Raw genomic sequence first — 24,732 nt, forward strand, 5'->3', positions numbered from 1 at the left:
CCTGATTATTTCGCGCTCTTGGCCTGCTGCCAGAGCGCTTCCATCTCGTCCAGCGTGGCTTTTTCGAGCGTGCTTCCCGATGCATCGATCGCGCGCTCGACATAGTGGAAGCGCGAGCGGAACTTTTCGTTGGTGCCGCTGAGCGCCGCTTCCGAATCGAGGTTGAGGTGACGGCCCAGGTTGACGACGGCAAACAGCATGTCGCCGAATTCGTCCTTGATCTCAGCCGTTTCGCCCTTGGCCAGCGCCTCGCGCAATTCGCCGATCTCTTCCTCGATCTTGTCGAGGATGGGTGCTGCCTCGCTCCAGTCGAAACCGACACGGGCAGCCTTTTCCTGCAGCTTTAGCGCTCGCGTCAAAGCGGGCAGGGCGACGGGCACGCTGTCCAGGAACCCCTTGCCATGGTCTTCGGGGTCGAGGCCGCGGGCGAGGCGCGCACTTCGCTTTTCGGCTTTTTCCTCAGCCTTGATCTTTTCCCACATGCCCTTTGCCATGCCGGCGCTGCGCGCCTTCTCGTCGCCGAAGACATGCGGATGGCGCCGGATCATCTTGGTGGTGATGGCCTCGACCACATCACCGAAGGCAAAATCGCCGGCTTCCTCAGCCATCTGCGCGTGGTAGACGACCTGCAGCAGGAGATCGCCGAGTTCGTCGCGCAGATCGTCGAGATCGCCGCGCGCAATGGCGTCGGCCACCTCATAGGCTTCCTCGATCGTATAGGGCGCGATGGTCGAGAAATCCTGCTCGATGTCCCAGGGACAACCGGTCTTCGGCGCCCTGAGCGCCGCCATGATCTCGATCAGCCGGGAAATGTCGCGCGAAGGTTTCATGCGGCGAATGCTATCCCGCTGCCTGTCGTGCGGCCAACGGCGTCAGCCGGAGAGGGGAGATTGTCCACAGCGAGCTTCAGCCGAGTACCGACACAACCGCCTTGGCGAGGTCATCCATGCCGTCCTCGGGCAGGCCGGCGACGTTGATGCGGCTGTCGCCGACCATGTAGACGCCATACTCGGCACGCAGCCGCTCGACTTGCGCCTCGGTCAGGCCAAGCCTGGAAAACATGCCGCGATGGCTGGCGATGAAGTCGAAGCGGTCGGAGTTGGACTGCCGGCGCAGCGCGTCGGCGAACTGGACGCGCAGCCTCAGCATGCGCAGCCGCATCTCCTCCAGCTCCGCCTCCCAGTCGGCGCGAAGGCCATCATCTTCCAGCACCATGCGCACGGCGGCGGCGCCATGGTCCGGCGGCATCGAATACATGGCGCGCGCCGCCGCCAGCATCTGGCTCATCGCCACATCGGCTTGCGCACCATCCTTCGCCAGGATCATCGCCGCGCCGACGCGGTCGCGGTAGACGGCAAAGTTCTTCGAGCAGCTCGAGGCAACGACCATTTCAGGCACCTTGCCCGCGAGAAGGCGCAAGCCGGCCGCATCGGCGTCCAGGCCTTCGCCAAAGCCCTGATAGGCAATGTCGACAAAGGGCAACAGCCCGCGCTCGACGACAAGATCGGCGACGCTGGCCCATTGCGCGATATCGAGATTGGCGCCGGTCGGGTTATGGCAGCAGCCATGCAGCAGCACGATATCGCCGGGCTCGGCTGCGCCAAGCGTTGCCAGCATCTCGTCGAAGCGCACCGCGCCGGAAACGGCATCGAAATAGGGATAATCGCGCACCTTGAGGCCGGCCCCGCGCATCACCGGCGGGTGGTTCGGCCATGTCGGGTCCGACAGCCAGACGGTTGCGTCGGGGCGGGTCCGCTTCAACAGCTCCGCCACCAGCCGCAGCGCGCCGGAACCGCCAGGCGCTTGCGCGGCGCGGATGCGCGTCATGTCGGCAGCGGGGCCGAAGGCCAGCTTGACCATCGCCGTGTTGAAGCCGGTGTCGCCGGCAAGGCCGAGATAGGTCTTGGTGTCCTGGTCCTGCAGCAACCGCTTCTCGGCCTCGCGCAGGGCACGCATGACCGGCGTCCTGCCGTCGCGGTCCTTGTAGACGCCGACGCCGAGATCGATCTTGCCGGGGCGCGGATCGGCGCGATAGAGGCCGATCAAGGCGATGATCTTGTCAGCCGGGGCAGGTTGCAGGGTCTCGAACATCATACGGCTCCAATGGCGGCGGAGTAATACGCAAAGCGGCCGCGTTTCGCCAGTGCTTCCATCTGCGCCAGTCCGCTAGCGTACTGGACCGTTACGCCAAGCTTTGTCTGTACGGCAGGGGTCGGCGGCTATGGCGACGGGTTCATTCCAATCCGCCGGATAAGCACCCGTCCAATCACGGCGAGACCGATGCCGGTCAGCAGGGAGAAACCGCCGAGCATGCCGGCCAGCCCGGCAAGGAACCAGCGTCCGGCGAAGCTGTCGACGGAGGCATTTTGCGGATTGGTTGGGTCGTAAGCGACAGGGACGCTGTCGCCATCACCCCAGAACGAGCTGTGGACGGCATTGTTGAAGCGGATGACGGTGCCGTCGGCGGTCGAGAACTCGATGCGGGGATTGTATTCGGCGGCGACAATCCTGCCTGTCGCCGAAGCGGTACGAGGGCCGTACATCTCGACGATGGCCAGCACGCCGGAAGCGATCAGTCCGACAATGCCAAAGATGATGAACACCCTGCCGACGATCGGCAACGCTGCAAAACCCGTTACACGACTACCATTGGCCATCTTTTGCTCCTGGGACAGACGGATAAGGCTAGACTTCATCCATAAAGCAAACATCTGCCGCACGGGAGATGGGTAAGTGCGCAGCGGACTTCTGATTGCATGATGCCTATTGTGGCGACGCAAAAAAGTTTTGGTGGCGATGGATTAAGATCCCCGCCTGTTTCGTAAACGGGGCATGAAACGGTCGATGCCACGCTTCGATATTGTCGGACAGCTGGGTTCGCTCAGGCGCTACGCACGCTCGCTGACGCGCGACGGCACTGACGCCGAGGATCTGGTGCACGATGCGCTGGTGCGCGCCTACGAGCGGCGCGACACATTCCGCTCGGGCGGCAATCTGCGGGCATGGTTGCTGTCGATCGTCCACAACGCTTTCATCGACAAGATGCGCTCGCGCCGGTCGGAAGCAGCGCGTGTCGAGCAGGCCGGCTATCTCACCGATGCCAGCACGCCGGCGCCTCAGGAACATTCCGTGCGACTGGCGCAGGTGCGCGAGGCCTTTTTCAGTCTGCCGGAGGAGCAGCGTTCGGCGCTGCATCTGGTCGCCATCGAGGGCCTTTCCTACCAGCAGGCCGCCGACGCCAGCGGGGTGCCGCTGGGCACGCTGATGTCGCGCATCGGCAGGGCGCGCGCAGCACTGCGCGAGATGGAAAACGCTGCACCTTCGCCGGCCAAAAGCCATCTGAGGATCGTGGGAGACCCGTCATGACCGACCTGTTGCGGGACCCGGTGACCGATACCGATCTCGATTCTTATGTCGACGACCAGCTGGATGTCGCGCGCCGCATCGAGGTCGAGGCGTTCCTCTCGGTTCGTCCGGAGGCTGCGGCGCGGGTGATGTCCGACTTGAGGACGCGCGACGAACTGCGCCTGGCGCTGGCTGCTTCCACAGGCATGGCGCGGCCGGCGACGACTGAAGTCGCGCGCCGGCTGGGCAGGGGACTGGCCAGTCGCCGCGTCTTCGCCGTTCTGCAGCGGGCGGCCGCGGTCGCCGTCTTTGTCGCTGCCGGCTGGCTGGCGAACGGCCTCTTCGGGCCGCTGCTGGTGACCAAGGTCGTGGCTTCGCCGCCGCCGCCCGCCTATGTCGAAGAAGCGATCCGGGCGCACAAGACGACGCTCATGCGCGAGGCGATGCCCTCGCAGCTGGAGGCGCCCAACTACAATGGCGACGAAATCCGCGCCGCCACCGCAATCGTCATGCCATCGCTGCCCAAGGACTGGAAGGTCCGCGACGTGCAGATCTATCCGTCGCGCTTCGGGCCGAGCGTCGAGGTGGCGCTGGAGACGAAGGATATGGGGCTGGTCTCGCTGTTTGCGATCCGGCCCGGAACCTTCGACGTGGTCAAGCCTGCCATCGCGCCCTCCGGCGACATCTCCTCTGCCTATTTCCAGATCGGCGAGGTCGCGTACGCGGTCGTCGCGCGCAGCGATGTCCACGACCTCGACCGCGCCGCCGAGACGCTTGCCAAGACACTTTACTGATCCAGACGCTTTACTGAGACCACATAAGGAGAACCCGCATGAATACCCCTGACCTCGGATACCGCATGGGCACTGGCGCGCGCGCCGGCACCGTCTATGACGAGGGCCTGCGCAGCCACATGCTGCGTGTCTATAACTATATGGGCATCGGCCTCGTCGTCACCGGCATCGTCGCCATGGTGGTCGCTTCGACGCCGGCCCTCTACGTGCCGATCTTTTCCAGCCCGCTGAAATGGGTGGTAATGCTGGCGCCGCTCGCCTTCGTGCTGCTGTTCTCGTTCAAGATGCAGACGATGTCGGCGGCGAGTGCCCAGGCGATGTTCTGGGCCTTCTGCGCGGTGATGGGCCTGTCGCTGGCTTCGGTGTTCCTGGTCTTTACCGGCACCAGCATCGCGCGCACCTTCTTCATCACCGCCACCATGTTCGGCGCCACCAGCCTCTACGGCTACACGACCAAGCGCGACCTGACCCAGTTCTCGTCCTTCCTGATCATGGGCCTGATCGGCGTGGTGATCGCCAGCGTCGTCAACATCTTCCTTGGCTCGACCGCGCTGCAGTTCGCCATCTCGGTGATCGGCATTGCCGTCTTTGTCGGCCTGACCGCCTGGGACACGCAGACGATCAAGGAACAGTATGCGGAGAATTTCGACGCGGAATCGCAGCAGAAGCTCGCCGTCTTCGGCGCGCTGTCGCTGTACCTGAACTTCGTCAACATCTTCCAGCTGTTGCTGAATTTCACCGGCGAGCGCGAATAGTCGAACCGTAGCAGGACAACAATCTCGATCTCGCAGTGGCCGGAGGAGAATCTCCGGCCACTGTCGTTTTGCCGTGGAGACATCGCTCCGCTATCAGCGCGATGTCGCTGCGCCCTTGAGTCCATGCGGGCTTTTGCTAACCTGCCGCTCGCACGCAGCTTTCCGCGAGAACGCATGGAACAAGTGACGCTTCACGGCGACGGCATCTCGGCAACCATTGTCGGGCAGGGGGCCGAGCTCGTCTCCTTGCGCAATGCCGAGGGTCTGGAGTTTTTGTGGCAGGCCGGGCCGGAATGGCGGCGGCATTCGCCGGTGCTGTTTCCGATCGTCGGCCGGCTGAAGGGCGACCAGCTCCGCCATGAGGGCCAGGTCTATCCCCTGACGCAGCACGGATTTGCGCGCGACAAGCCATTTGTGTGGGCTGACGCGAGCCCCCGATCCTGCACGCTGGTGTTGACCGACGATGCCGATACACGCACGCGCTATCCGTTCGCCTTTCGCCTTGCCATCACCTATACGCTCGAGCGTCGCGAACTTGGTGTGAGCTTCGAGATTGCCAACACCGGCGACGAGACGCTGCCAGCCTCCATCGGTGCACATCCGGCTTTCAATTGGCCATTGCAGCCGGGGCTCGCCAAGACCGACCACCACCTGACCTTTGCCCAGGACGAGCCGGCGCCGATCCGCCGGCTGAAGGATGGCCTGGTGCTGGCTGCACCGCGGCCGACGCCTATCGAAGGCAAAACGCTGGCGCTTTCCGAACAGCTGTTCGAGGCAGACGCCGTGATCCTCGACCGGCCGGCCAGCACCAGCGTGCGCTATGCCGCCGCGAACGGTGCGGCGATCGAGATGTCGTGGCAGGGTTTTAAGGAATTGGGCATCTGGTCGAAGCCGGGCGGCGCTCCGTCCCTGTGCATCGAACCCTGGCACGGGCTTGCCAGCCCCGTGGATTTCGATGGCGAGTTCGCGGACAAGCCGGGCGTGATGCTGATCGCGCCCGGTGAAAAGCGCGTGCTGAGCTATCAGGTACGGCTCGAGCATGCGCCGCTGTGACCGATGAACCAGAGACAGGCGCGATGAAACTTGGCTTCATCGGCACGGGTGCCCTTACAGCGGCCATTGTCAGCGGGCTCAAATCCGTCGCGGATAACTCCGTCTCCGTGCTGCTGTCGCCGCGCAATGAAGAGATCGCCGCAGAGCTGGCAGCCCGTTATCCGGATGTGCGTATCGCTGATGACAATCAGGCGGTTCTCGATCAATGCGACCTGGTCATGCTGGCTGTCCGGCCGCAAATTGCGCATGACGTCCTGCCGGGTTTGCGGTTTCGGCGCGAGCATCACCTCATCAGCTTGATCGCCACGCTGCCGCGCGAGGAGATTGCCCGCTTGACCGCACCCGCGCACCAGGTGACGAAAGCGCTGCCCATGCCGATGATCGCCCACCGGCTGGGGGCAACGATCATCTGCCCGCCGGATGCCACTGTCGCTGCCTTGTTCGGCAATCTGGGGAAAGTGATCGAGGTCGAGAACCCAGCCGAATTCAACGCGTTGAGCGTGGCCACCGCAACCTATGCCAGCTACTTTAGATATCTCGATACGATTAACAGCTGGCTCAAGAGGAATGGCGTGGAGGAAGGGAAGGGGCGCGATTACATCGCCTCGCTTTTCAAAGCCTTGGGATGCGCTCCTGATATGTCGCCGGATGCCGACTTCATGCATCTGGCGCAGGACTATGCGACGCGCGGCGGCATCAACGAACAGGTTCTTCGCGAACTCACGGCGCGAAACGTGTTCGAGGCGCTCACCGAGAGCCTGGACGGCGTACACCGGCGCATCGTCGGCGATACGCCTTGATGGGCGGTACCTTGAAATTCCCTGATGATCAGGAGTATGGCTCCAACGGATGTTCCGGACCGTTCGGGAGGGTCGGCGGGTGCCTGGATGCTTGAAATTGGGCTTTGTGGCAGCGGCGCTGGCTGTGCTGATTGTCTTTCCGGTCGCTGCCGCCGACATCGACCGCGCCAGCCTCTACCGCGCGCAATCGGTGACCAGCGGCACTGGCGAGGAGAACCGGGCCTGGGGCCTGGCGCCGTGCCTTGAAGAGGTGCTGGTCAAGGTTTCCGGCGACCCCCGGCTGATCGGCGACCCGCGTGTTGCGGACATGAGCCGGCACGCGGCCGACTATGTCACTGGTGTCGGCTACCGCGACCTGCTCAACAACCGCCCGCCGCATGACGAGCAGGGCACCCACGACCGGCCGCATTACATCACCGCCGATTTCGACCCGGACAAGATCGATGCCTTGCTGGCGTCGCTCGGGCGCAAACCGTGGGCGGTGCCGCGGCCAAAAATGGTCGCACTGCTGGATGTAAGGCCGATGAAAGGCGACGGCTTCACGCTGGTGCGCGATGGCGGCGGCGAGCTTGCGGCGGATATGCGCGTTGCGCTGGCGGACGCGGCGCACCGGACCGGTTTGCCGCTGGAGTTGCCTCGGCCGTCCGACGTCGCGCTCGCCGACGTGGCCAACACGCTGGATGGGGACGCCCTGCTTGCCGGCACTTTGGTATGGCGCCAGGAAGCGCTGGGCTGGGTCGGCGACTGGCGGCTCAGCTTCAAGGATAAGGAGTATCGCTGGCAGGTACGTGGCGTCAGTTTCGACGATGCGTTCCGCAACGCCACGCGCGGAACGCTGCAGATCCTGTCGGGCAATGGACAGCCGGAAGCCGTCACGCCCTGACTTCAAAGGAACCTTCTTGCCGGAGCACCGTAAACAAAGTGGCAGGCAAGCTTTGAGCAAGGAGGTAGAATTGCAACATCGCCGGATCGACATTGACGGAAACAGCATCTTCTATCGCGAAGACGGCCCGCCTGATGCTCCCGTCCTTCTCCTGCCGCACGGCTATCCGTGCTCGTCCTATCAATTCCGAAGGTTGATGCCGGCACTTGCCGATCGCTGGCATACATTCGCGCCGGACTTTCCCGGCTTTGGCTACAGCGGCACGCCCGAAATGTCGGACTTTGGCTATGATTTCGATGCATATGCCGGGTTTCTGACAGCTTTCGCCGATGCGCTCGGCACGTCGCGCTATGCGCTCTGGCTGCACGATTATGGCTCTCAGATCGGACTGCGCCACGCCATCGCACATCCCGAGCGCATCGCCGCACTCATTATCCAGAACGGTGACATCTACGAGGACGTTCTCGGGCCGAAATACGCCGCCATAAAAGCCTATTGGAATGAGAAGACGCCCGAAAAGCATCGGCCGTTGGAAGAGGCGGTAAGCGAGGAGGGCTTCCGGCACGAGTTTGTCGGAGAGGTGGATGACGCTGTAGCCGAGCGCGTGCCTCCCGATCTTTGGAAACTCCACTGGCCTTTGATGGACACGCCGATCCGCCGGCGGGTCGCGGTCGGCCTGATGGAGAAGCTGGAGGCGAACCTCGGCTGGTTCCCGCGCTATCAGAGCTATCTGCGCGAGCACCAACCGCAAACGCTCATCGTCTGGGGCCCCGAGGATGGTTACATGCCGGCACAATCGGCGCATGCCTACCAGCGCGATTTGCGGGAAGCGGAGCTTCATCTGATCGATGGCGCCGGCCACTGGTTGCTCGAAACGCATTTCGATGAGGCACTTCCGCTGGTGCGCGATTTCCTGGCGCGCGTCCACAGTCAGGAAGCGAAAGGGACGGGCAGGGCGGCCGGCCGGGCGTAGACCCCTCCGTTGCGGTCATCGGATCGATCTGCAACCATGGCGTCATGATGGAAAAGTCTGCCGCGCCCTGGCCTCTGCTGCAAATCGCGATCGAGCCGAAGTCGCGGGCCGATCAGGAGAAGCTGCTTGTCACTTCGTCCAAGCTCGCGCCTGACGACCGCGACCCGTCCGCTGCCATGGCCATGGCCAGATGACGTCGCCAAAATTCTCCTCGCGGGCAGGGTTCCTTGTCGGCCTCGGCATCACGCCCGTCGCCTTTTTCCTGGCGCTCTATTCGGCCGGAGCCGGGCATGGCGACTATGGGCTGGCGCGACTTCTCTATCCGGTCCCCATGCTGGCAACGCTGTTGACCAACACAACGATCACCGGCCTTTCCATCGGATTGGCTGCGCTGCAGTTTCCCGCCTATGGGGCATTTGTTGCGGGCGCCGGCGGCTCCAGATGGCTGGCCCTTGGCGTCTTCCATCTTGTTGCAATCGCAGCAGCCTTCAGCGGCCTCCTGGAAAGCTTTTCGGGATGACGCTCCTGTTCGTTATCCCGGCGCGGGCCGGTCGAGCAGGAAGTCGAGGCCTTTGCGAAAGGCGCCATCCCTTGAGAAATGAAGACCACGCCAACTCATTTCGCCACTGCTTCGTCAACGTTCCTCCCGCCAAGCAATCAGAGCCGCCAGCCCGCATCTCAGTCAGCAGGGCGTATATTGGCACGCCCCTAATGGAAGCAGCAGCCACATATGAAAGTCGCATAAGATAGATTATGGAACTTGTGCATTAGACTGAAGCTGGAAATTGCTGCGATTTTCACGGGTTTGGCATGATCGACGCGTGTTGCCTTGAGCCGATGGCCAACGCTACGCTGTGTCGATGACGACAGCAACGCGTGACATCGAAGCGGCGATCGAAGTGTTCGTGCACGGCTTCAGTACCGATAAGAGCCGTTCCTTTCCCTACGAGGCCAGCCGCGTCGGACCCTTGTGGCTGATGCGCGATGCCGAGCGCAAGATTGCACGCGACTACCGTGGCGAAGAATGGATCGTCCATGACGTCGCCGCCGAGGAAGCCGATGCCATCGTGCGGCAGCCTGCGCGGCCAAGCTTTGCCGTTTCGGTCGTGATCGCGAATGACGGCCCGGACGAACCGACGCGAACTGCCTACAAGGCGCTCGGCTACCGGCTGCTGCGGACGGAAGGCTTTTTCGTCCAGTCGCTGCGCCAAATTCCAGACCCGCCAGTAATCGTCTCTATCGAACGCGTGAGGACGGCTGAACGCGCTGCACAACTGGGAAAGGTCATACGCAGGCGGACACTTCCAGACGATCAACTCGGCGACGATGCGCCGTTTCGCCAGTATGTGGCGCTCGATGGCGACGCCATCGTCGGGCGTGTGCGCAGCATAGACGCCGTCGGCGCCACATGGTGCTCGGCAATGTTTGTCGAGCCTTCGCACCGGCGTCGAGGCATCGGCCAGGCGCTGATGGCCAAAAATGCTGCATGACGACAAAGCGCATGGGTCGCGGTGCTCGATGCTGTTGGCGACGCGTGCCGGAGCGCTGCTTTATCCCCGCATGGGCTATGAGCGGATTGGAACGCTGCTGATCTTCGCGCTGAAGAACCGAACGTCCTTATAAAAGATCTGCTCGTATCATGCTGTCTCATAAAGGAATTTCGATCACCATGCCGTCATAGGCCGGAGTGACGTTGGCCGGCACCTCGGCCTTCACCGTGGCATAGTCGAGCGGCACATGCATATGCGTCAGCACGGCCTGTTTCGACGCCAGTTTTTCAATCCAGCCAAGCGCCTGACCGAGCGACAGATGACTGGGATGGGTATGGTACTGCAAGGCATCGATGACCAGCATTTCCAGGCCGCGCAGCCGCTCGGCGGTGGTATCCGGGAAGTCGCTTATATCGGGGCAGTAGGCCAGCCCGCCGATGCGGAAGCCGAGCGAAATGATGTCGCCATGGATCTGCGGCAGCGGCTCGAGGGTGAGGGCACCGCCCTCGCCTTCGATCGTCACCGCGCTTGCGTGATCGATGATGTGCGGCCTGACGATCGGCGGATAGGAACTGCCAAGCGGCGTCTCGAAGCAATAGCCGAACGCTTCGCGCAGCCTGAGCATGGTCGGCTGGTCGGCATGGACATCGATCAAATGGCGCTGCTCCAGCACGTAGCCGCGCAGATCGTCGATGCCGTGGATGTGGTCGGCGTGCGGATGCGTATAGACGACGGCGTCGATGCGCCGGACGGCCGCCATCAGCATCTGCTCACGGAAATCAGGCCCGGTGTCGATGACGACCGTGGTTCTGGCGCCGTTGGCTGCTATCCGCTCGACGAGCGCGGCTGAGCGTGTACGCCGGTTTTTCGGATTGGCCGGGTCGCAATTGCCCCAATCGCCGGTGATGCGCGGCGTGCCAGGTGACGAGCCGCAGCCGAGGATGGTGAGGCGCAGCCGGTCGCTCATGCGTCAGAGCCCGGCGGGCCGCGGCATCTTGCCGAACAGCCGGAAGAAGTTCGCCGTCGTCAGCGTCGCGATCTCGGCTTCGCCAACGCCGACCGTCTCCGCCAGCACCTTGGCTGTATGCGCGACATAGGCCGGCTCGTTGCGTTTGCCGCGGAACGGCACCGGCGCCAGATACGGCGCGTCGGTCTCGACCAGCAGCCGGTCATGCGGCACATCGGCTGCGATGGCGCGTAAATCGGCGGAGTTCTTGAAGGTCAGTATGCCCGAGAAGGACACATAGCCGCCAAGCGCCACGCCGACCTCTGCCAGCCGTCGCCCCGACGAAAAACAATGCAGGATGAAGGGGAAGGCGCCCTTCCCTGTTTCGTCTTCGAGGATGGCAGCCATATCGTCGTCGGCATCGCGCGAATGGATCACCAGCGGCAGCCCGGACTCGCGCGCGGCCGATATGTGAGTGCGAAAGCCCTGCGCCTGCGCGTGGCGTGGCGCCTTGTCGTAGAAATAATCCAGCCCGGCCTCACCGATCGCCACCACCTTCGGGTGCGCGGACAGGCGCACAAGGTCCTCAGCCGTCACATCCAGCTCTTCGCCGGCATTGTGAGGATGGGTGCCGACCGAGCAATAGATTTCGTCGAAACTCTCGGCAATCTCAAGCACTTGCGCAAACCGCTTCACGCGTGTCGAGATGGTCACCATGCGACCTATACCGGCAGCCTTTGCGCGGGCGACGATGGCCGCCCGCTCCTCGGCGAAATCCGGAAAGTCGAGATGACAATGGCTGTCGACGAGCATCAGGCGCTCGCCTCAGGCTTTTCGACGTAACGCGGAAACACGCCCTCCGGCGCGGGCAGCGCCGTGCCGGGCACCAGCGCATAGTCGGCATGGACATGCGCGAAGTCACGCTTGTCCGCCGGCACCGCCAGCAGGTCCAGCAGCTTGCCGGCCGACCCCGGAATGTAGGGCTGGCACAGCAATGCCACGCGCCGCACCAGTTCGGCGGTCGTCCACAGCACCGTTTCCATACGCGCCGGATCGGTCTTCTTCAGCGCCCAGGGCGCCTGCGAGGCGAAGTAGCGATCCGCTTCCGCCACAACGCCGAAGATCGCCGCCAACGCGAGATGGATGCCCTGTTCCGCCATCGCCTGGCGCGCGGTACCCAGCGCTTCCACCGCCTGGTCGAGGATCGCGCTGTCGGCTTCGGTCAGCTCGCCGCGATGCGGCACCACGCCGCCGCAGTTCTTGGCGATCATCGACAGCGAGCGCTGCGCCAGATTGCCGAGACCGTTGGCGAGATCGGCATTTGTGCGGTTGACGATCGCGTCATGGCTGTAGCTGCCGTCCTGGCCGAATGGCACCTCACGCAAGAAGAAATAGCGCACCTGGTCGAGGCCGTAGTGCTCGACCATGGTGAAGGGGTCTACGACATTGCCGACCGACTTCGACATTTTCTCGCCGCGGTTGAACAGGAAGCCATGCGCGAAAACGCGCTTCGGCAGTTCGATGCCGGCCGACATCAGGAAAGCCGGCCAGTAGACGGCATGGAAGCGAACGATGTCCTTGCCGATAATGTGCGTGGCCGGCCAGTAGCGCCATTGCTCGGCCTTGGTGTCGGGATAGCCGGCAGCGGTGATGTAGTTGGTCAAGGCATCGACCCAGACATACATCACATGCTTGTCGTCGCCGGGCACCGGCACGCCCCAATTGAAGGTCGTGCGCGAGACCGAGATATCCTTGAGGCCGGATCTGACGAAGCTCATCACCTCATTTCGGCGCTCGGCCGGACCGACGAAATCGGGCTGGCTTTCGTACAGCGCAAGCAATTTGTCCTGATAGGCGGAAAGCCTGAAGAAGTAGCTTTCCTCCTCGTTCCACTCGACCGGCGAGCCAAGCGGCTCGCGCCGCACGCCGTCGTCGCCGAGCGTGGTTTCGCTCTCTTCGAAATAGGCTTCCTGGCGGACCGAATACCAGCCGCTATAGCGGTCAAGATAGATGTCGCCATTGGCCGCCATAGCCTTCCAGATCGCCTGGCACGACTCGTAGTGGCGTGGTTCCGTCGTGCGGATATAGTCATCATTCGAGCCGCCCAGGACCTCTGTCATCGAACGGAAGATCGCCGAGTTGCGGTCAGCAAGCGCGAGTGGCGTTATGCCTTCCTTCTCGGCCGTCTGCTGCATCTTGAGGCCATGTTCGTCGGTGCCGGTGAGGAAGAGCACGTCCTTGCCGTCCAGGCGCTGGAAGCGGGCCAGCGCGTCGGTCGCAATGACCGTATAGGCGTGGCCGATATGCGGCTTGCCGTTCGGATAGAAAATCGGTGTCGTGATGTAGAATGTGTCGCGTGACATGAATGAACCGTCATGAATGTCCGAATTGAGTGTGAGCGGTGGATATCGCATCGAGACGGCGATTGCCATCCCGACCCGAGGCCGGATCCGGTCACATTTGCATTGCGGAATTCAGGCGGTCGATCATGGTCAAGGCGTGCTGCTTCTTGTCGAGATTGTAGGTATCGGTCTCAGATATGGCGTTCAGCGCCTCGTGCCAAGTGTCGGACAGCGTTTTCGCCCGCGCGAGATCCCCGGCCAGCGCGGCTTCACTGGCGCCGGTGGAGAGCAGATCGAGCGCGCGGCGGTTGAAGATGTCGAACTGGATCGCCTGGTCGCGGCCGGCGACGGCCTCGGCAAGGCGATAGGCGCCGGCGATGTCGCTCTTGCCCGACGTGACCAGGGCGTCGAGCGTGCCGGCAATCTCCAGCCCGCCATATTGGGTCAGAAGGATCGCGTTGCGGGCGCTGCCCCCTGCCCGCTCGGCCAGCGCCGCGCGCGCGGCAGGATCGGAAGGTGGCGGCGGCTCGACGGTTTCCAGAACGCTCATCAGGCTGACGGCATCGAGCGGCGTCAGCCGCACCATCTGGCAGCGCGAACGGATGGTCGGCAAAAGGCTGCCCGGCGCATGCACGATGAGGATGAACAGCGTGCGGCTCGGCGGCTCCTCGAGGTTCTTCAGCAAGGCATTGGCGGCGTTGGTGTTCATGTCGTCGGCCGGATCGACGATCACCACCCGGTAGCTGCCGTCATGCGAGGTCAGCGACAGGAAGCGGTTGACCTTGCGGATCTCGTCGACGGTGACGACGGTCTTGAAACTCTTGGTCTTGTCGTTCAGCGGCCGGGTCAGGTGCAGCACGCCGGGATGCGCCCCGGTGGCGATCTGGCGAAACAGCGGTGAGGCCGGATCGGGAACGGCAAACACATCCGGCGCCTGGTCGAAGGCCGGATGCTTCAACAGATGGTGCGCCAGGTGAAAGGCAAGCGTCGCCTTGCCGATGCCGACCGGCCCGGCAAAGATCAACGCATGCGGCAGTTTTCCCGAGCGATAGGCGGCAGCGAGCATCGCGGCCGCCTGCTCATGGCCGACCAGGCGCAGCGTCTCGGACGGCTCCGGTACACCGTCCAGCGTGTCGTGCTGCTCGGGAGCGATGCGTTCGAAGATCATGCGGGCGCCGCCTGTCGGTTGCGCGCGGGCGCCCTCGCCTCAAGTGCGGCGAACACCACCGCGGTGATGACATCCTCCACCGCAGCGGGAGGCGCCGACGCGTCGATCACGATGCAGCGGTCCGGCTCGGCGGCTGCGATCGCCAGGAAGGCGTCACGGCGGCGCTGGTGGATGTCCAGCGTCTCCTTTTCGAAGCGGTCCGGACCGTCCTCGGCGCCACGCCGCGCGGCGGCGCGCCGCAAGCCCTCGGCGGGGTCAATGTCAAGGATCAGCGTCATGTCCGGCATCATGCCGTTGATGGCGACCTCCTCCAGAGCTTCCATGAAAGCCGGATCGAGGCCGCCGGTGACGCCCTGATAGACGCGCGACGAATCCAGGAAACGGTCGCAAAGCACGATGGAGCCGCGCTCCACCGCCGGCCGGATGACCTGCTCGACATGGTCGGAGCGTGCGGCGGCAAACAGCAGCGCCTCCATCTTCGGCCCGAAAGGCTCGGCGGCGCCGGACAGGAGCACGTGCCTGACCGCCTCGGCGCCGGGTGACCCCCCGGGTTCGCGGGTGAGGAGGACATCGTATTTCTTGGCGCGCATCTTCTGGGCCAGCCGCTCGATCTGCGTCGACTTGCCGGCGCCCTCGCCGCCTTCGAAGGTGATGAAAAATCCGCTTGCCAATCGAAAGGCCTTTGTCCTGCTTTGCGCTGGTGTCTTAGTCCGCGCCCGAGAAAAGGTCCACGCCGCAGGAACTCAACGCAGCCAGCCTACGGCCAGTTCCCTGGCGGCATCAAACGCTCGTTGCGGCAGTGTGCCGACGCCAACCGATTCGGCGGCGAAAAGCGGGGTTTCCTGGCTCAGCGTGTCGCCGATCCAGACGCGCAGCGCGCCGACGGGCTGTCCCTCCTCCACCGGCGCCGATACCGGCCCCTGATAGACGATCCTGGCGGTCAGCTTGTCGCGGTTGGCGATCGGCAGCAGGACGTCGATGGGCGCCTTTGCCTTCAGCGCTACGCTGGATTTGGCGCCGCCGAACACCTGGGCCTCGCCGACCACTTCGTTGCTGGCGAAAATCTCGGTCTGCTCGAAGGAGCGGACGCCCCATTCAAGCAGCTTGCGCGCTTCCTCGGCGCGCTCGCGGTCGTTGGCCAATCCGCTCATCGCCGCGATCACCCGCGTCCCGTCATGGCTGACCGAGCCGACGATGCCGAAACCGCCCGCCTCACTCGACCCGACCGCCAGCCCATCGGCACCGATGCCCATGGCCAGCAACGGGTTGCGGTTCTTTTGCGAGATCTTGTTCCAGGTGAAATCGGCCCGGCCGTAATAGAGATAGAGATCCGGATATTCGCGCCATATATGCAGGCCAAGCTGCGCCAGTTCGCGCACCGTCGTCTGCTGGCCGTCGGCCGGCAGGCCGGTCGAATTGACGAATGTCGATTTCGCGAGCCCGATCTGGCGGGCGCGATCGTTCATCTGCGCCGCGAAATTCTCTTCCGAACCGGCCATGCCTTCGGCCAGCACCATGCAGCCGTCATTGGCGGCCTGTATGGTGACCCCCTGGATCAGATCCTCGACCCGGATCGCCGATTTGAGCTTGGCAAACATGGTCGACGTTCCCGAAGGCGCACCGCCCTTGCGCCAGGCATTTTCCGAAACCACGAAGGTGTCGTCGAGGCTCATGCGCTTCGACTTGATGGCGTTGAAGACCATCTCCATCGTCATCAGCTTGGCCATCGAGGCCGGCGGGATCGGTTGGTCGGCATCCTTGGAAAACAGCACCGTGCCGGTTTCGGCATCGATCATGAAAGCCTGCGTGGCCTTGGTCTCAAAAAGCTGCGCGTTGGCCGGAACCAACGCGGCAAGCAAGAAGCCAAGGCCAAAAAGCCCGGCAAAAGGGTGGAAAAGGCGAAATCGCATGAAGAGGCTCGACTGTTAGCCGGCAGAAACTTGCCGCAACGCTATCAGGCTTCTTCCCGGCGGATCAACCGCGCAATGACAAAACCGGCGTGCCTTTGTTGGTCAGTTGCGCACAGCCAGCGCGTCCGGCGCGCCATGCGACCATGCCGCGCGCAAGAGGTCGTCGACATTGCCATGGCCATCCGGATAGAGATTGACCGCGTACCAGTCATTGCCGTCGAGTTCGGTGCTCTGGATTTCGGTCCTGCCGAACGGTTCGAGAGCCGCAGCCACCCGCTTTGCCTCGGCAGCATCGTCGAAGGATCCGGCGGCGACATAGTCGGAAACGGCAGGCGATGCCTGCGGGTTGGATTTCTTCCACGATTGCAGGATGTCGGCTGGCGACATGCCCTGGTCGTCAAGCGCTGCAAAGACGTCGGCGCGCTGTACGCGCTCATCCGCATAGGAGAGCGAAGCCACGGCAAAGGACGATTCCGGGCGCTGAGGCACGATCGGCCCGAATTCAGGCAGCGTCACATCGCTTGAGGCCGGTGCCTGCATCGACATCACTGGCTGTGTGTCGGAATTCGTCAACTGACCAGGAAACGGCACTACGGCAGGGGGTGCGCCAACAGATAGGCTCGGCGAAGGTCCGTTCATCGCCACCATGACGCCGGTCGGCAAGCCATCGGACGGGTCCGGGCGGTTGTTGCCCGGGCGATAGGAGGCGACCAGATATTGGTCGTCGTCGCCGTCGAGCGGCGCGCGGCCGATATATTCCACTTTGACCCTGGCCGTGCCGACCTTGGCATAGTCGAGCATTTGCGCGGCGCGTTCCGAGACATCGATGATGCGTCCCTCATGATAGGGGCCGCGGTCGTTGACGCGCACGATGACCGAGCTTCCGGTCTCGGTGTTGGTGACACGGGCATAGCTCGGCAGCGGCATGGTCGGATGCGCCGCGGTCAGATGGGTCATGTCGTAGACTTCGCCATTGGCTGTGAGACGACCGTGGAAGGCATCGCCATACCAGGAGGCGAGACCGACCTTGGCGTAGCGCTTGTCTTCCTTGGGGTAATACCACTTGCCGCGCACCTGATAGGGCTTGCCCAACTGGTCGCGGCCGCCGCCGCGCCGCATGTACTGAACGCGCGGGCTGGCCTTCACGCCGTACTCGGTCTCGGCAAAATATTCCTTCGAGCGAGGCTTCTTGTAGACCATGGCTTTCGGCTCGGACTGCGGCGACGCGCACGCGGCCAGCAACGCAGCCGAAAGAGCGCACAACACCAAAGCAGGAGCGCGACGAAGACGCCGATGCGTCGTGGTCTGCATGTTTTCCGATGTCCCCTACCGTCTCGACACAGGCGCCGCTTCTAGAATTTCGGCGGAGCCAGATGAGCAATGCCTGCGACGCGCCAATCCCCATCCCTTGTGCGCAGGAATTGTTTATCAGCGTATTAATCGATTGTGTCCGGAACCGGGCAGGAATGTGGCGGCCAGGTCCCGGGCTGGCCGGGCGCCGGAGGAGGCATCCGAGACCTCTGTCCTTTGGAGTCTGGAAGTGAACCTGTGGCATGAAGCGCGGCTGCCTGGAACCGACCGACCCGAGATACGTTCTGCGCCTCATGGATGAATTCATTGAACGTTTCGGGCAACAGACGTGGCTGCCCTTTTCCGTAATTTCAGCCAGGCTTTTGCTCGCGGCCGTCCTTGGCTCCATCGTTGGGATCGAACGCGAATGGCGTAACCGACCGGCCGGATTGAGGACACACATCCTGGTCTGTGTTGCGACGGCTCTAATTGCCATCCTCACGATCGAGATTACTCATCTTCACGTCTTCGATGGTCAGGAAATCGCCATTGATCCTATCCGCTTGATCGAAGCCACGACTGCCGGCGTGGCATTTCTGGCCGCGGGCTTGATCTTCTTCTCCAAGGGCGAGGTTCAAGGGCTTACCACTGGGGCGGGCATGTGGCTGGCAGGCGCCATAGGCCTGGCGGTTGGGCTCGGGTTCTGGCAGATCGCGGCTTTGGCTACCTTGCTCGCACTTGTCGTGCTGGGTCTTCTGCAACTTGTGCAGGTCGGCAGCAAGGATCGCAATTAGATCCCGGCTCCTTCGAAAACGGGTTCGCAGCTCCGTTCGGGTAACGAACGCCACCCCCTATTATCCATGGCAGCGCCGATGGTTGACTTGGCGATGGGCAACGCTCTAGAGAAATGAACCGCAAGCTGGTCCGGAAGGATAGGTATCATTCGATACCAACTGTCGTTCACTGGGTCGGTTGATGTTCCTAGATGATTGAAAAGTCACGTTGGAGGGATGGCCGAGCGGTTTAAGGCACCGGTCTTGAAATTCGGTTGCTGCCGTCCCTGCCCCTCCCCTTTGGTGCTATGAAATCCTTGCCTGTAATGGCGTTGAGCCGCTCCCAAATGGCGATCCTGCTACGCTGTCCCGTTGCATACCGTAGCGTTGCGTTGCAAAAACCGTAGCAGTGTGTTCGCAACCTGTTCTGTATCGAACTGCTAGTCTTTCTAGGCACCCATCTGCTCACCGACATATGCGGCGGGCGAGCGGATTTATCACATGCCAGGCCAACGCTATTACAGCGAAACGGTCGTCAATCCGGCCAATGGCGAGCGTTTCATAGACTTGAATTTTCGACCGTCCTCGAGGCTGATGATGTGATCCGGGAACACGGGCTCTTTCGGATTTGAGGCGGGAGCCTTCTGGTCGGCCGGCCGCGCAATCTGCTGGCTTAAGGCCGCGCCCGTTAGATGTCTACCAGGCGCAAGGCGAAGGCTTGAATCACGCGCCTAAGGACGTTGGAAGAATGGCCAGCTGCCGGCTTAGTGAGAGCCACGGCAACGGGCCAAGCTGGGTATGGCTAGAGCGGACGCTCTAACCGTCAGTCAGACTGAGTGCTAATGAACGCGGCATATGAGAGACGACTTAATTAAGCCCGTTCAATTTTAGGTGCCCTTCGAGAGGTAACGGTCTTACAGCGGCTGCGAGTCGCGCAATATCCTCGGGTGTCAACGATAGTCCGCCCTGAAGCGTCGTTCACCTCCAGGCGGCCATCCTCAATCTCTTCCTTCGTGCCGTCGGGGTGGGTGACTTCGGTCTTGTCGTCTAAGATCTCAACCTTGTCACCTAACGCATTCACATGCTCCTGCCCATGTTGGCCGTTGTCGTCACCGGCATCGTGGCCTGCACCATCGTCACCGGCATCGTAGCTAGCTTTGCCGCCGTGACCTCCATCGCTACCAGATCCGGAGTTGCCACCATGGCCTTACCACCGCCGTCACCACTCCCGCGGCTGCCACCCTCGCTCTTGGCGTACGCTTAGGCCATCTGGATCTTGCCCCAGCTGCCAAAGCTGAGCTGATAGGGCGCCGCCACCAAAGCCAGTACAGTTGAAGCCCGCAGAGCAAGCAGCAAGGATCGGGTCAAGGTTGATTTCTGCATGATTGGTCTCCTCCTCGATACACTGTGACAACGCCGACGAGGCTGAGATATTCCCGCCATATTTCAGAAACCGGCAGCAGGCCAGGTCGACTGCAATCGAGCCAGTGAACTCTTGGATCATTAGGACAGCGTAGTCACGCCATCGATCTTCGGGGACGCTCACTTCGAGGACCGCTGCGCGAAATGCGTTTCGTGGGTGGTTCTCCATCTGTCCCGAAGCGACGTAGTCGCGTGTCAACGGGCGGTTGCCGACGCTGCACGCGCGACGCTGCGCATTTTTTTGCATACGATAGGACCGTTTTATGAGGCCGGTGTGAAACACCCGAGCACTAGTATGCAGAACAAATTTGAGCCAGCTCGGCGTCATCACACGCGTCAATCTCCTTTGCCGCATTTTGATCATGGCTTTGCCCGTCTTTATAATTACTAATAAGCACAGAAGAGCCCGAGCCAAATCCTTTGTTCAGCATATGACAGCCATTAACAACCCGATCGTATGCCCCAGCATTGTTGGTTCGGAGCCATTCGATGTTCGTTCTGACTGATTTCATGCTGCAGGCGGACGCCGGCCACCGATAGTCCAAGACCAAATCCTTCGAGAAACTGATCAGCGACACCCGGTCATCGATATTGCCCACAATAAGCGTGACGGTGGTATTGTTTGCAGTGTACAGAAAGCCCGCTACAGCAGAGATAGCTTCGGGCGCTGCAGGATTCCGCCTTAGCACAGTGATTGCTCCTGGCGAGGGTTCGGTTAAGGCTTTCCCAAAATTGCTGTAGTCAATACAACGAGCGCTGTGTGGATTGCCTTGAATGTCAGCCTCCTGGAGCACCCAACTAACGAAGGAGCATCCCCAAGGAACACTTTGGGACTGGCGCCCCTGCTGTCCTAAAGCGGTTGAAGCGTGGTATTCCTCAATTCGGGGATTGCTGCCAGATGGACTCTCGCCCACGCCAAGTTCTCCTTCTGCAATCTCTAGCCACCGTGGAATGGGAATCACTGGTCCAACAAGCGCACGACCGATTTCCGTACACGCTACATCTCTTGTGCTGAAACGTACTGAACTATGATCAACATCGGCGTTGAACCCGCGCAGACAAGTGACGGCCGCCCCCGCCTCTTTGTACGCCACCCGAATGTAAAACGACTTTTCTGCTACCCTCAAGGCCGCCGTTCCATCACCATCAGTTACTTGCTCGGCGAGGTTTTCGTCAGGGCCACTCGGTCTGGGTGAGAGAGCAGTAACCCGCGCGTGTGCAACTGGGGTAAACCCATCTTCAGCAAGCACAGTGACGTAAAGGGTCGTCTTCCAAGTCATCCATACATAGACAGCGACAGCGAGGCCAGCAGCACCCAAAACCGCGAGAACGAGTCTTTTCCAGTCGACAGGCCTCGTGGGGGATATTGGGGGCGTCGTTGGCGAGGACTGCGGTGGCCCAGTTGGCGGTGGTGGCTTGTTCTCCTCAAGGTCCGGTGGAGGATCTACGGGGAGCTGAGCGAACAAAGTTGTCTTGACGGCCCGATCCAGCGTCGGGTTTTTTCTAATATGATCCACGATCCATTCAACGGGAACGCCCTGATTGAATTCAGCGTCCCGCGAACGATCAGGGTCACCACCATGATGAAGGGCAACCAGTTCTAGACTGAAATTGAAGCACGGAGACCCGGACGAACCCCCCTCGGTATTCGTGCTATAACGGAGCCGCGTCTCGTTTTGGTTGATCTGCAGAACGGTTCCGATTGCAAGCTTTAGGGGAGACCCCTGGGGATGCTGGAGAATGATCAAGGTGTCCGGCGGTGCTGGCCGAGGAACCATATTTGAGAGCGGGCTCCACTTGCGCTTGCCTTCTTCGCCGATCCTCTCGCTGATGCGTAACAGCGCATAGTCTGCTTCCTCTGGAGTCGGAAGTCCTCCCCTGTCACCGGGGTCAAAGCGGCTAAAACGTGCGAAAGATAGAAAAGGCGATTCCGTCACGACGGGAACGACAGTTCCATCAAGTTGAGGTTGCTCAGTTGAGAAATCGAAGCGGCAGGCCAGCTGACTGGTATCTGATTTCGGGGCGCGGCCATCTGGTCCAGGCAAGTAGTCCATAACAACATGATAGTTGGTTAGGACCAGATCGGGACCGACGAGGAAGCCGGTTCCCAAGGCCTTCCGAGAGTCTCGAGGATCTTCAATCCGGCACACCCAGCCGCTACGTTCCGTGATCTTCCTGAGCCAACTTTCGAAGTTCGCGAACCCCGCCGCCTTGCTTACAGTCCGCTCCAGCGAGTCCCCGCGCAGGCTTGGCAAGTCCTGTACAAGAGCCAAGTCTGCCCTTAGATTCCTTATCCGGGCGTTCGCCGACGCTTCCTCCGCCTCGCGAATCAGGTCTGACAACCACCCCTCTTCGTCCGCGATCTCGATGAGCTCGTCGACCTGATCTCTGAGGCCAGCAGGTTCGACCAACACGTCCAGGTCCTGCCGGTCGTTGTCNCTCGATGAGCTCGTCGACCTGATCTCTGAGGCCAGCAGGTTCGACCAACACGTCCAGGTCCTGCCGGTCGTTGTCCCGCAGTAACCTGTCAAGCGATTTCCGATTGAAAGCCGCGAGTAGAGCGAGGCGAAGAATTTTCTTTTGCGGTCCGTCCAGATCCATCAGTCACCCCCACCCCCTAGCGTACGGCAGATATTCTTATCTCGCGCAGATCGACGCAAGAGATATGAGGCCCCCCGCGCTGCCTAGGATATAGGCATTAGCAAGCGAGCAAATTATCTCGCAATGCCATCTTGAAGGCTCAACCGCGAAGCCAACTTAATTCCGAGAGGCGGACGGAATTGGTGAGGCGATGTTGAACCCCGGTAGCAGTGAGCATCTTTGGGCTTTGGACCTTGCCGACCTGCGCAAGGAGTTTGGAAAGTTCGTTCAAGAGCGCGGGACAGCGCCTCTTGAGTGGAACGAGCACACCAAGCTGTTCCTTGAAGAACGAAGGGAACGCCGCCGGGGACCAAATTCTTCCCAGCCGTTGGGGCATAGCTAGGTAAGCGGCCCGCGCTACCCCACGAGGAAAGCGCGGGCCCGACCATTGCCGTCGGTCGGCAGCGAGAAGGCATCCACACCGAGCGCTGCGATAGACCAACTTTTCCAATTACGCGTCAGTTCAATAACAAATGCTTGTCCGGATCGGACGGGCCATCCTGGATGGGCAGTACCAGTCTAGTTAAATGGCTAACTTGTCATGCCACCTCAGTCAGACGAACCCTCCGGGGAACCTCCCGTGAGATAGCCTCTGCTTTAGGTCGTTGGCATTCAGGATGGCTGCCAGCTCTTCGGCATACCCCATGTCGGGAAGGTCGACAGATGGGTGGCCCGCTACAATAGCCGGCAGCCCGGTGAACACGTCGAACACCGTCCACCTCCCATCCGGTTCCCGCTTTGCCTCGTACCGCAGAGTTGCCATTAGGGGATCATATAGGTCCGCGTTAGGGGTTGGGAATATTTGGTCCACGGTGGCGCCGGGCCGCCTGAAAGCACCGAGACAGTCGGCGCTCAGCAGCGAGCCCGCGCCGGTATTGAAGTTGCTTGCGTCCGAGCACAGCCAGGCCACCATGTCTTGCGCCTGCGCTGCATCGAGTCGGACAGCCTCGAGCGGGCTGGACGAGGGAAGCGCGGGTGCATGACCGTGGTGCCTACATTCGTCGTGACCAGGCGCCCACCTCATATCGGCCGACCACCACGCTTCCGCTTGCATANCCCATCTGCTCCATGACCGGAGCCATGGTCGCTGCGAGATCGGAGATCAGATCAATGCCGCTCATACTGTCTGAACCACCTCCGGCGAGAGCACTTACCGCCATGCTCGGGGCCGGCAGCCCTGCTTTTACGAAGGTCGAATGGAGCTGCAGGCCCATGTTGGGGTTGGTCCCTACCCGACGAAATGTCTCCACAATACACCGAAAGCAGTTGTCGTACGTTGGGACGGAGGGAAACGAGGCAGCGCCGGTCCAATCGACTTCGTGGAATACCATCACGCCCCCGGGACCAAGATGCCGCGCAACCCCCCTCAACATCTCGACCGGATCGGGCGCGAACATTAGGACGTATCGGCCAACGGCAGCGTCGAACGCTATATCGAAAGTAAAGGTGGCAGGATCACACTGGTGGAAGGTTACATTCTCCAAACCACGTTGCGCGGCTCTCGCCCGAGCAGCGTCAAGAGCCTCCGCCGACCTGTCAGAGCCGATAACAAGACCTGTGGGTCCGACAATATCAGCCGCGAGAAAGGCGACATCGCCAGCGCCGCTCCCCACGTCAAGGACATGCATTCCCGCTCGAAGGCCAGCTCGCCGCAGGTAATCCCGGGTCATCGGGTCAACCAAAGCCGCCTGCGTCGCCAGCCTTCTCAGTTCTCTTTCCGAATGTCCCAGCTCGTATTCGTGCTGACGTTCGCTTGTCATACTGGCGTCCCCCGGGGTGAAAAAGCACAACAAATCAGAGCTTGAACTTAGGCCTTGGCGCAATCTGAAGCCGAGCGCGGCTCATGCCTACTTTAGAGATGTCTAACATAAATACCTGAAAGGGCGCCGTCTAGGCGCATCCTCAAACGAGAGAAGTCCTTCAGAGAGGGCGTGACGGCTTGGCCACCAGCACGGCAGACGACAAAGCGCGTTTTTGTCCGGCAGGGGCCTTCTGGCTTCTGGTCAGGCACGGATGGGCTCAACTCGTTGTCAGTCCGATTCGAGCACGACTCTGGAAAGAAGCTCAAGATGCCGTGGAGCACGGGCGGCCTGTTGAACAGCGTAACAACTCAGCATAACGTCTTGAACACCGCAGCCGGGTGGCAAA

26 protein-coding genes and 1 pseudogene are annotated in these 24,732 nt (G+C 61.8%); 10 read left to right on the top strand and 17 right to left on the bottom strand.

The window, feature by feature from the left end:
- Positions 1 to 5 precede the first annotated feature (5 nt).
- From mazG to X757_RS136415, 3 genes are all read right to left on the bottom strand, one after another.
- Complete coding sequence (gene mazG, locus X757_RS136425) at positions 6 to 830, bottom strand: nucleoside triphosphate pyrophosphohydrolase (protein WP_023728020.1); 825 nt, start codon at positions 828 to 830, stop codon at positions 6 to 8.
- A 76-nt stretch (positions 831 to 906) separates the two neighbouring features.
- Positions 907 to 2,091 carry an amino acid aminotransferase gene (locus X757_RS136420; protein WP_023728021.1) on the bottom strand — a complete coding sequence of 395 codons (1,185 nt, stop codon included), beginning with the start codon at positions 2,089 to 2,091 and terminating at the stop codon, positions 907 to 909.
- Between the two features lie 128 nt (positions 2,092 to 2,219).
- The gene (locus X757_RS136415; protein WP_023706554.1) at positions 2,220 to 2,657 is read right to left on the bottom strand and encodes a DUF3592 domain-containing protein; all 438 of its coding nucleotides are present in this window, start codon (positions 2,655 to 2,657) and stop codon (positions 2,220 to 2,222) included.
- Between the two features lie 175 nt (positions 2,658 to 2,832).
- Here X757_RS136415 and X757_RS136410 point away from each other — a divergent pair, with 175 nt between their 5' ends.
- The 9 genes from X757_RS136410 (at position 2,833) to X757_RS00880 (ending at position 10,093) form a co-directional block, all read left to right on the top strand.
- Positions 2,833 to 3,366 carry a sigma-70 family RNA polymerase sigma factor gene (locus X757_RS136410; protein ID WP_023688465.1) on the top strand — a complete coding sequence of 178 codons (534 nt, stop codon included), beginning with the start codon at positions 2,833 to 2,835 and terminating at the stop codon, positions 3,364 to 3,366.
- The gene (locus tag X757_RS136405; RefSeq protein WP_023696103.1) at positions 3,363 to 4,139 is read left to right on the top strand and encodes an anti-sigma factor; all 777 of its coding nucleotides are present in this window, start codon (positions 3,363 to 3,365) and stop codon (positions 4,137 to 4,139) included. The genes X757_RS136410 and X757_RS136405 overlap by 4 nt, the downstream gene beginning before the upstream one ends.
- 38 nt (positions 4,140 to 4,177) lie before the next feature.
- A complete protein-coding gene (locus tag X757_RS136400) occupies positions 4,178 to 4,894 on the top strand; it encodes a Bax inhibitor-1/YccA family protein (RefSeq protein ID WP_023741239.1) in 717 nt (238 codons plus the stop codon).
- A 174-nt stretch (positions 4,895 to 5,068) separates the two neighbouring features.
- Positions 5,069 to 5,947: an aldose 1-epimerase family protein gene (locus tag X757_RS136395; RefSeq protein WP_023728024.1), complete on the top strand. Its 879-nt coding sequence runs from the start codon at positions 5,069 to 5,071 to the stop codon at positions 5,945 to 5,947.
- 23 nt (positions 5,948 to 5,970) lie between these two features.
- On the top strand, positions 5,971 to 6,747 hold the full coding sequence (locus X757_RS136390; RefSeq protein ID WP_023728025.1) for a pyrroline-5-carboxylate reductase: 777 nt from the start codon (positions 5,971 to 5,973) through the stop codon (positions 6,745 to 6,747).
- A 106-nt stretch (positions 6,748 to 6,853) separates the two neighbouring features.
- The gene (locus tag X757_RS136385; RefSeq protein WP_050593994.1) at positions 6,854 to 7,630 is read left to right on the top strand and encodes a DUF2066 domain-containing protein; all 777 of its coding nucleotides are present in this window, start codon (positions 6,854 to 6,856) and stop codon (positions 7,628 to 7,630) included.
- 70 nt (positions 7,631 to 7,700) lie between these two features.
- Positions 7,701 to 8,603 carry an alpha/beta fold hydrolase gene (locus X757_RS136380; protein WP_050485921.1) on the top strand — a complete coding sequence of 301 codons (903 nt, stop codon included), beginning with the start codon at positions 7,701 to 7,703 and terminating at the stop codon, positions 8,601 to 8,603.
- Between the two features lie 190 nt (positions 8,604 to 8,793).
- Positions 8,794 to 9,123, top strand: coding sequence for a hypothetical protein (locus X757_RS136375; RefSeq protein ID WP_023696110.1), 330 nt, complete (start codon positions 8,794 to 8,796; stop codon positions 9,121 to 9,123).
- Positions 9,124 to 9,463: 340 nt separating this feature from the next.
- The gene (locus X757_RS00880; RefSeq protein ID WP_023728028.1) at positions 9,464 to 10,093 is read left to right on the top strand and encodes a GNAT family N-acetyltransferase; all 630 of its coding nucleotides are present in this window, start codon (positions 9,464 to 9,466) and stop codon (positions 10,091 to 10,093) included.
- A gap of 157 nt (positions 10,094 to 10,250) precedes the next feature.
- Here the strand turns inward: X757_RS00880 and X757_RS136370 are convergent, their stop codons facing one another.
- The 7 genes from X757_RS136370 to X757_RS136340 all read right to left on the bottom strand — a co-directional run bounded on the left by X757_RS136370 (position 10,251) and on the right by X757_RS136340 (position 17,770).
- A complete protein-coding gene (locus X757_RS136370) occupies positions 10,251 to 11,060 on the bottom strand; it encodes an MBL fold metallo-hydrolase (RefSeq protein ID WP_023728030.1) in 810 nt (269 codons plus the stop codon).
- A 3-nt stretch (positions 11,061 to 11,063) separates the two neighbouring features.
- Positions 11,064 to 11,852, bottom strand: coding sequence for a TatD family hydrolase (locus X757_RS136365; protein WP_023728031.1), 789 nt, complete (start codon positions 11,850 to 11,852; stop codon positions 11,064 to 11,066).
- A complete protein-coding gene (gene metG, locus X757_RS136360; RefSeq protein WP_031251724.1) occupies positions 11,852 to 13,402 on the bottom strand; it encodes a methionine--tRNA ligase in 1,551 nt (516 codons plus the stop codon). The genes X757_RS136365 and metG overlap by 1 nt, the downstream gene beginning before the upstream one ends.
- Positions 13,403 to 13,493: 91 nt before the next feature.
- Positions 13,494 to 14,549 (bottom strand): DNA polymerase III subunit delta', encoded by a 1,056-nt coding sequence (locus X757_RS136355; protein ID WP_023728033.1) that lies wholly within the window; start codon positions 14,547 to 14,549, stop codon positions 13,494 to 13,496.
- Complete coding sequence (tmk, locus tag X757_RS136350) at positions 14,546 to 15,220, bottom strand: dTMP kinase (protein ID WP_023668949.1); 675 nt, start codon at positions 15,218 to 15,220, stop codon at positions 14,546 to 14,548. The genes X757_RS136355 and tmk overlap by 4 nt, the downstream gene beginning before the upstream one ends.
- 72 nt (positions 15,221 to 15,292) lie before the next feature.
- Positions 15,293 to 16,459 carry a D-alanyl-D-alanine carboxypeptidase family protein gene (locus tag X757_RS136345; RefSeq protein ID WP_023728034.1) on the bottom strand — a complete coding sequence of 389 codons (1,167 nt, stop codon included), beginning with the start codon at positions 16,457 to 16,459 and terminating at the stop codon, positions 15,293 to 15,295.
- Between the two features lie 102 nt (positions 16,460 to 16,561).
- On the bottom strand, positions 16,562 to 17,770 hold the full coding sequence (locus tag X757_RS136340; RefSeq protein WP_023830024.1) for a septal ring lytic transglycosylase RlpA family protein: 1,209 nt from the start codon (positions 17,768 to 17,770) through the stop codon (positions 16,562 to 16,564).
- A gap of 242 nt (positions 17,771 to 18,012) precedes the next feature.
- Here X757_RS136340 and X757_RS136335 point away from each other — a divergent pair, with 242 nt between their 5' ends.
- Positions 18,013 to 18,543, top strand: a complete 531-nt coding sequence (locus tag X757_RS136335; RefSeq protein ID WP_023728036.1) for an MgtC/SapB family protein — start codon at positions 18,013 to 18,015, stop codon at positions 18,541 to 18,543.
- Positions 18,544 to 19,040: 497 nt separating this feature from the next.
- On the opposite strand, the gene X757_RS1000000169600 is transcribed toward X757_RS136335, so the two are convergent.
- From X757_RS1000000169600 to X757_RS136330, 7 genes and pseudogenes are all read right to left on the bottom strand, one after another.
- Positions 19,041 to 19,187 (bottom strand): MucR family transcriptional regulator, encoded by a 147-nt coding sequence (locus tag X757_RS1000000169600; RefSeq protein WP_084629773.1) that lies wholly within the window; start codon positions 19,185 to 19,187, stop codon positions 19,041 to 19,043.
- Between the two features lie 412 nt (positions 19,188 to 19,599).
- The gene (locus X757_RS1000000169490; RefSeq protein ID WP_023728038.1) at positions 19,600 to 19,725 is read right to left on the bottom strand and encodes a hypothetical protein; all 126 of its coding nucleotides are present in this window, start codon (positions 19,723 to 19,725) and stop codon (positions 19,600 to 19,602) included.
- A gap of 57 nt (positions 19,726 to 19,782) precedes the next feature.
- On the bottom strand, positions 19,783 to 19,905 hold the full coding sequence (locus tag X757_RS1000000169495; RefSeq protein ID WP_023728039.1) for a hypothetical protein: 123 nt from the start codon (positions 19,903 to 19,905) through the stop codon (positions 19,783 to 19,785).
- A gap of 329 nt (positions 19,906 to 20,234) precedes the next feature.
- Entirely contained in the window at positions 20,235 to 22,358 is a 2,124-nt protein-coding gene (locus tag X757_RS1000000165960) for a trypsin-like peptidase domain-containing protein (RefSeq protein WP_198024439.1), read from the bottom strand.
- A 19-nt stretch (positions 22,359 to 22,377) separates the two neighbouring features.
- A pseudogene (locus tag X757_RS1000000169900) lies at positions 22,378 to 22,545 on the bottom strand (effector-associated domain EAD1-containing protein); the annotation flags it as partial.
- 592 nt (positions 22,546 to 23,137) lie between these two features.
- Positions 23,138 to 23,497, bottom strand: coding sequence for a hypothetical protein (locus X757_RS1000000169255; RefSeq protein ID WP_023728041.1), 360 nt, complete (start codon positions 23,495 to 23,497; stop codon positions 23,138 to 23,140).
- A gap of 79 nt (positions 23,498 to 23,576) precedes the next feature.
- Positions 23,577 to 24,344 carry a methyltransferase domain-containing protein gene (locus X757_RS136330; RefSeq protein WP_031251732.1) on the bottom strand — a complete coding sequence of 256 codons (768 nt, stop codon included), beginning with the start codon at positions 24,342 to 24,344 and terminating at the stop codon, positions 23,577 to 23,579.
- Positions 24,345 to 24,732: the final 388 nt, after the last annotated feature.

This window comes from Mesorhizobium sp. LSHC412B00 (genome assembly GCF_000503035.1).
GTDB lineage: Bacteria > Pseudomonadota > Alphaproteobacteria > Rhizobiales > Rhizobiaceae > Mesorhizobium.